This window comes from Candidatus Protofrankia californiensis (assembly GCF_900634765.1).
Classification (GTDB): Bacteria; Actinomycetota; Actinomycetes; order Frankiales; family Frankiaceae; genus Protofrankia; species Protofrankia californiensis.
Genome location: NZ_CAAAFT010000217.1, coordinates 10,273 through 15,627 on the forward strand (window position 1 = coordinate 10,273; position 5,355 = coordinate 15,627).

General features: G+C 65.4%; 6 protein-coding genes. All 6 read left to right on the plus strand.

Annotated elements, in window-relative coordinates; all coding sequences use genetic code 11:
* Positions 1-441 (plus strand): acyl-CoA dehydrogenase family protein (locus DD1DGNOD_RS29350; protein WP_241255667.1); only part of this gene is annotated, 441 nt, incomplete at its 5' end.
* Entirely contained in the window at positions 438-1,361 is a 924-nt protein-coding gene (locus DD1DGNOD_RS11955) for an LLM class flavin-dependent oxidoreductase (RefSeq protein ID WP_131766574.1), read from the plus strand. The genes DD1DGNOD_RS29350 and DD1DGNOD_RS11955, both read left to right, overlap by 4 nt.
* Before the next feature lie 642 nt (positions 1,362-2,003).
* Positions 2,004-2,567 (plus strand): hypothetical protein, encoded by a 564-nt coding sequence (locus tag DD1DGNOD_RS11960; RefSeq protein ID WP_131770124.1) that lies wholly within the window; start codon positions 2,004-2,006, stop codon positions 2,565-2,567.
* Positions 2,564-3,424 carry an MlaE family ABC transporter permease gene (locus tag DD1DGNOD_RS11965; protein WP_131766576.1) on the plus strand — a complete coding sequence of 287 codons (861 nt, stop codon included), beginning with the start codon at positions 2,564-2,566 and terminating at the stop codon, positions 3,422-3,424. Before DD1DGNOD_RS11960 ends, DD1DGNOD_RS11965 begins: the two co-directional genes overlap by 4 nt.
* Positions 3,425-3,437: 13 nt before the next feature.
* Entirely contained in the window at positions 3,438-4,310 is an 873-nt protein-coding gene (locus tag DD1DGNOD_RS11970; RefSeq protein WP_131770125.1) for an ABC transporter permease, read from the plus strand.
* 84 nt (positions 4,311-4,394) lie between these two features.
* On the plus strand, positions 4,395-5,180 hold the full coding sequence (locus DD1DGNOD_RS11975; protein WP_346434312.1) for an ABC transporter ATP-binding protein: 786 nt from the start codon (positions 4,395-4,397) through the stop codon (positions 5,178-5,180).
* The last annotated feature ends 175 nt before the right edge of the window (positions 5,181-5,355 follow it).

Genomic DNA, 5,355 nt, shown 5'->3' on the forward strand with positions numbered 1-5,355 from the left:
TTCGACTTCAGCCGTGCCGCACTGGGCCTGATGTGTCTCGGTGCGGCACGGGCCAGCCTCGACGAAGCCGCCGATTACGCCCTGCAGCGTGAGACCTTCGGCCGTCCGATCGCCGAGTACCAGGGCATATCCTTTCTCCTGGCCGAGCAGGCCACCTACCTGGAAGCGGCGCGGTGGTTGTGCTATCGGGCGTTGTGGCTGCGCCATGTCGGCCAGCCGCACACCGCGCACGCCTCGATGAGCAAGTGGTGGCCGCCGATCGTTGCCAAGGACGCGATCGAGGCGGCGATGAAGATCCACGGTAATCTCGGTTATGCGACCGAGTTCCCGTTGCAGCAGAGATTTCGCGATGTCATGGCCTACCTGGTCGCGGACGGCACGGCGGAGATCCAGAAACGCATTATCGCCAAGGATGTTCTTGGCAGGAGGCACGTAAAATGATCACACTCGGGCTGGACGTGCACGAGTCGATCCTGTCGACGGGCCCGCGGCAGCGGCGCGATCTGCTCGGTCGCGCGCACGCCGCGGGGCTGGATCACGTGGTCGTCGGTGATCATGTCAGTTTCCACGGCGGCCGGGGTTTCGACGGGATGGTGTCCGCCACCGCCGCTTTGACCAGCAATGACGATCTCCTCGTGCTGCTGGGCATCTACCAGCTCGCGCTCCGGCATCCGATGACCGTCGCCCGCCAGCTCGCCTCGATCTCCCAGCTGGCGCCGGGTCGGCTGATCCTGGGGGTCGGCGTGGGCGGGGAGGATCGCTCCGAGATGCTCAACTGCGGCGTCGATCCGTCGACCCGGGGGCGCCGCCTCGACGAGAGCCTGCACGTGCTGCGTGCTCTGGCCTCGGGCGATGCGATCGATCACAGCGGGGAGTTCTTCGAGCTCAAGGACGCGCAGGTGCTGCCGGCCCCGGTGCCCAGGATCCCGATCGTGGTCGGCGGCACGTCGGCGGCTGCGGTACGGCGGACCGCGCGCTTCGGTGACGGCTGGCTTGGGATCTTCTGCTCCGCCCGGCGTTTCGCCGAGATCCGCGAGCAGATCGCCGAGGCGGCCGGGCAGGCGGGCAGGGAGCTGCCGTCCTGGTACGGGCTGAGCGTCTGGTGTGGGATCGACGCCCAGGCGAGCAAGGCCAGGGCCATGGTGGCCGAACGGATGGAGCGGCTCTACCACCTGCCCTACGAGAAGTTCGAGCGGCTGGCGCCTGCTGGCACGCCGGAGCAGCTGGGGGAGTGGCTGCTGCCCTACCTCGCGGCCGGTTGCGAGCACTTCACGCTGGTGGCAACCACCTCGAGCTGGGAGGCCGGCGTCGACCACGTGGCCGAGGTGAAGCGATACCTGCTCGAGCACGCGCCCGCCTAGCGATCCTCTGGGTCACCGGTGTGCACCCGGTCGTCGTCGCACCACAGTGCCCCACCAGGTGACCCGTTCGCGTTCGATCACATTGAGCACCTCCCCGCGGGTTGAAGCGGCCCTCCGGAAAGACCAGTCGGTTGCCGCCGAGCGGGGCCAGCGGCAGGGACTGGTCGATCGCGTACCACCGCAGAACACCGAATGCCGGCGCTGAAAGAGGTCGGTGAGCCGTGTGGGAGAACCCGTTCCAGCAGTGCCGACGAGACCCTGGACGTCTTCGCCGGCTAATATCAACGAATTGCCAACTCGGGACACGGGCTGGCCAAAAAGCATGCGATCATGGTCTTTTCGTGTATTCGGAGTCCCCAGGGAACCCGGGTTCACCGCCGCCGGGAGAGAGCCTCTCTTTGGAGGGGTAACTACCCCCCCATTGGGAGATGTGACCCGGCACACAAAACGGTAGCGTTGGTTCCTGGCGCGTTGCCTCGCCGAACTGTTCCCGGCAACGCGAATACCACAGCAATCCCGGTCGGCGATGGCATCACGGGAGGAGATGCTGCCGTGCTGGTCGACCTGAGATGAGCGTTATCCATGGTCATCTCATTGAAGATCTCCGGTGGCAGTTGGTGAGCCTGAGCGGGGTGGGCGTGAATGCTCGCGCCCGCGTTTCGCCTGGACTACTCGGTTGCCGGGACGGCAGCCGCGATGAACCGCGACGAGCATGCGGTCCGCCGGCTGCAGCCCTGTGCCGTCATCCGGCTCGGCACGTCGACGAAAAGAGGCATGGACATGACCAGTTCCCCGGGGAATGGCTGGCTCGATGGCCTGGACATGGCCGCCGTGGTGCGCGGGAGTTCGCGCGGATTCACCGTGCTCGTCCTCGGCGGGCTCGCCGCCCCCGCCGCGGCGACGGTGTCCGGGGCGCTCGGCGCACTGATCCTCACCGGGTCGGCCGCGGCCGCTTTCGTGGTGGCGGCACTGCGCCAGGGGACGACCACCAGCGGCGGGCTGCATGGTGCGCTGGCCGCGGTCGGGGCCTATCTGCTGGTGCTCCCGCTGGTGTTGCTGGCACATGCCGGGCGGGATCCGGCGCAGATCTCGATGACTCTTGCGGCCGCGGTGGTCGTGGGGTTCGTGGCGGGGGCGGCGGGTACCCGGCGGCAACTCGGCCACAGCGAGAGCGCCGGCGTGCGGTCGGCAGGTGAGCGCGCATGAGCGTACCGGCCACGGCCGCCCCGTCGGTTCCTGGAACCCGCCGCAGGGCACGCAGGGGCAAGGCGCCGAAATGGGTTGACACCGCGCGGCGGCCACTGCAGCAAGGGGGGGAGATGGTGCAGCTGGCCGGGCAGGTTCTCGGCAGCGCCATCCGCCACCCCTTCGGCTACTGGGGTGAAGTGCGCGACCAGATGTTCGAAATCCTCAAGCTGTGCTGGATCCCGATGGCCGTGTCCTGCACGGCGTTCGGCTTCGGTGCGCCGGGCCTGCAGGGCGGTAACATCTTCCTGCTCTTCGGCATTCCCGAACGTCTCGGCTCCTTCTTCATCATGGCCAGCGTCCGTGAGTTCGCCCCGTGGATCAACGCGATGGTGGTCGCCGGCGTCATGGGTACCGCGATGACCGCGGACCTCGGCGCGCGCCGGATCCGTGAGGAGATCGACGCGATGGAGGTGCTCGGTGTCGATCCCGTGCGCACGCTGATCCTCCCGCGGGTAGTGGCGATCACGTTCATGACCGGGTTGCTCGACCTGGTCGCGCTCGTGTTCGGCGTGCTCGGCGGCTACATGGCCTCGGTGTGGGTGCTCGGTGCCAACAGCAGCGCGTACTTGGAGAACTTCTTCGCCAACGCCACCGTCACCGACATATGGGGCAGCGTCGTGAAGACGACGATCTTCGGCCTGCTCATCGGAGTCGTGTGCTGTTACAAGGGCCTGCACACCGAGGGCGGGCCGATCGGGGTGGGACGCGCGGTCAACCAGGCCGTGGTCATCTCCTTCGCCGCGATCTGGATCTTCAACTACGTCTTCACGACCATCTTGCTCGGGCTCAACCCCGACATGCAGGTCTACAAGTAGAGGCCGCGCGATCATGACCACATCACTGGACAAGCTCGACCGGGGCGGGCGACCGCGTGTCACCGCACCGAAGCCGCAGGACACTGTGATCACGTTGGGCGGCGTGCAGCGCGGAGTGAAGCAGGCCGTCGCCACCGGCGGCGACATCGCCCAGTTCTCCGGCAGGACCATTCGTGACTTCGGCGATGTCCGCCACTACGCCTCGGAGATCTTCCACCAGGCCGGCATCCTGATCCTGTCCAGCGGTCTGATCATCTGGATGATGCAGTTCGTCATAGGCACCACCTGCGGACTCGAGGCCAGCTACACCCTCAAGCAGATCGGCGCCCCGTTGTACTCGGGCATTTTCAACGCCTTCTGCTCGATCCGCGAGATGGCGCCGTACATGTGGGGCTACATTTTCGCGGCGAAGGTCGGCTGTGGGCTGGTTGCCGAGATCGGCTCGATGAGGATCGCCGACGAGATCGACGCCATGGAGGTCATGGGCGTCAAGTCGCGTAGCTATCTGGTCGGCACCCGGATCATGGCCGCCTGGCTTGCGATGCCGTTCCTGTACACGGTCGGGCTCGGCCTCATGTACATATCGATGTACCTGGTGACCGTCGTGCAACTGGGCGGGGTGTCCGCCGGTGGCTACAACTACGTCTTCTGGCTCTACCAGAACCCGCTCGACTTTCTCTATTCAATGATCAAGGTGTTGTCGATGGGCACCACGATCGTGTTCGTCAGTTGTTACTACGGCTACACCGCGAGCGGTGGATCCGTCGGGGTCGGCAAGAACACCGCGAAATCGATGATGCTGAACATGGTGCTGATCCATATCATCGGTCTGCTCACCACCCAGCTTTTCTGGGGACTCAATCCCAACGCCCCGATCGCGAACTAGCTCCGGCCGGCAGCCGCCAGGAGGTCAAGTGCTATGCAGAATTCCGCCGAGATCATCCAGAATGTTCCCCTGCCCGGGTCGTCGATGGCCGCACAGCCATCGGATCCCGGCCGCCGCGTGCACAGCATGGAAGTGCGTAACGTACACAAGGCGTTCGGCGACTTCCATGTGCTCAGGGGGATGAACCTGAACTTCGTGGACGATGCGATCACCACGATCCTCGGCCCGTCCGGCACCGGTAAGAGCGTGATGATCAAGCATCTTGTCGGGCTGCTCGAACCCGATGACGGTGAGGTTCTCATCTTCGGCAAGGATATCTGGCGGATTTCCGAGCGCGAGCGCTACGAATTACGCAAGCGATTCGGCGTGCTGTTCCAGGACGGCGCGCTGTTCGGTTCGATGAACATCTACGACAACACCGCGTTCCCGCTGCGCAAGCACACCGACATGGCCGAGTCCGAGATCTCCGACATCGTGCTGGAAAGGCTCACCGAGGTGGGTCTGGAAAGGTCGCTGACCAAGTATCCCAGCGAGGTGTCCGGCGGTATGCGCAAGCGTGCCGGTTTCGCGCGCGCGCTGGTGATGAATCCCGACATCGTGCTGTTCGACGAGCCGGACTCCGGACTGGACCCGGTACGCACGAGCCTGCTCAACGACCTGATTCTGGATATGCACAGCCGCCACAAGGGCACCTACCTGCTGGTGACCCACGACATTCGCACGGCGCGCAAGGTCAGCGACTACGTGGGGCTGATCTGGAAGGGCCAGGTCGTGCACTACGGCGAGGCCGAGGCAGCCTTCAACTCCGACGATCCGTTTGTCCGGCAGTTCCTGTCCGGTGAATCGACCGGGCCCCTGGGAATGGACTGACAACCGATGAGAAGGATCGGGGCGGTCGTGCTGGCCACCGTGGTCGTGCTGGCCACGGGTGGCTGGATGCTGTTCAGCGACGAATACCGGGTCGGTGTGCTGCTGGGGTCGGCGACCAACATTGTCAAGGGCGGCTCGGTGATGGTGAACGGTTTCGAGGCCGGGTCCGTCTCCG

Coding starts and splice junctions, on each gene's coding strand:
- DD1DGNOD_RS11955 (WP_131766574.1), top strand. CDS start 438: ATGATCACACTCGGGCTGGACGTGCACGAGTCGATCCTGTCGACGGGC.
- DD1DGNOD_RS11960 (WP_131770124.1), top strand. CDS start 2,004: ATGCTCGCGCCCGCGTTTCGCCTGGACTACTCGGTTGCCGGGACGGCA.
- DD1DGNOD_RS11965 (WP_131766576.1), top strand. CDS start 2,564: ATGAGCGTACCGGCCACGGCCGCCCCGTCGGTTCCTGGAACCCGCCGC.
- DD1DGNOD_RS11970 (WP_131770125.1), top strand. CDS start 3,438: ATGACCACATCACTGGACAAGCTCGACCGGGGCGGGCGACCGCGTGTC.
- DD1DGNOD_RS11975 (WP_346434312.1), top strand. CDS start 4,395: ATGGCCGCACAGCCATCGGATCCCGGCCGCCGCGTGCACAGCATGGAA.